1 protein-coding gene is annotated in these 704 nt (G+C 60.5%); it reads right to left on the minus strand.

The annotated features are described in order from the left end of the window. Window positions 1-41 precede the first annotated feature (41 nt). Window positions 42-704, minus strand: a 663-nt coding sequence (locus tag XH80_RS02890; protein WP_271597250.1) for a plasmid pRiA4b ORF-3 family protein, incomplete at its 5' end; no start/stop codon positions are given.

Raw genomic sequence — 704 nt, forward strand, 5'->3', positions numbered from 1 at the left:
GTAAGCGTAGCTCTGCGGCCCTTTTGAATGACGCTTGACGCCTATTTTGTTCGCGTGGCGCGTCGCCGAGGTCTCCATGTGTCGGACAACGCGTTGACGGCGGCTTCGAGCGCCTTCCGGTCGACGACGTTGGGATCGAACCGCTCCGGGCCCCAGAGGCGCATGTGTTCGTGCTCGGGATGGGCGGGATCGCTGATGGCGGCGAGGTATTCGGCATAGCCTGGCGCACCGCCGACGTCTTCCGGAGGACAACGACCGGCGGCCTCGAGCAAAAAGGGAAGTCCCTCCGTCGTGGTGTTCTCGAACCACTTTTCGAGCTTGATCACATGGTCCCAACTGTCGCCGAAGTCATAGAGATAGTGGATCGTCTTAGCACCGGTCTCGCGAACGATATCGCAAAGCCGCGCTTTGCTCGCGTCCAAGGGCTGGTGGCCGTAATCGTTGTGGGGATCAGGAATCCCCCAATGGACCTCACCAGCGAAGAACTCGAAGAGGTGGCTGTTCGTCCAGCCGAATGCCTCCTGAAGCGTTAGATGTAGCCGGTCAAGACGCAGGGTGACGGGGACGACAAGGCGACGCATCACTTGCGGCTTTACATCCTTGAGGGTCACCTTGATCCGGACCGCGGTCGTGTTCAGGCTCATGCCGCCAGCCTCGGATCGTGTGTATGCATCGTATAGGTCGACGCCCAGGGAAGCAGTTCG

Origin of the sequence: Bradyrhizobium sp. CCBAU 45384, from assembly GCF_028128665.1 — a bacterium.
Taxonomy (GTDB): domain Bacteria; phylum Pseudomonadota; class Alphaproteobacteria; order Rhizobiales; family Xanthobacteraceae; genus Bradyrhizobium; species Bradyrhizobium manausense.